Source organism: Erwinia sp. STN24 (assembly GCF_041320675.1).
GTDB lineage: Bacteria > Pseudomonadota > Gammaproteobacteria > Enterobacterales > Enterobacteriaceae > Erwinia > Erwinia aeris.
On the sequence record NZ_JBGGPM010000035.1, the window covers coordinates 1 to 235 of the forward strand.

Annotated in this window: 1 tRNA gene; it reads left to right on the forward strand. The window is 48.1% G+C overall.

The features are described from left to right. Window positions 1-75: transfer RNA gene (locus ACA373_RS22225), tRNA-Glu, on the forward strand. The last annotated feature ends 160 nt before the right edge of the window (window positions 76-235 follow it).

A 235-nucleotide genomic window follows, 5' to 3' on the forward strand; every position in this document is an offset into this window, starting at 1 on the left:
GTCCCCTTCGTCTAGCGGTTAGGACTCCGCCCTTTCACGGCGGCAACAGGGGTTCGAATCCCCTAGGGGACGCCACTTGCTTGGTGACAGGTGAAAGGTGTCTCCACGAAGTATCTCAAAACTGATTCCCGGCATAAAAAGCCGAGTCACGTTTGAGATATTTGCTCTTTAACAATCCGGAACAAGCTGAAAATTGAAACGACATGTCGTTTTCATTCTCCGTAATAAGAATGAA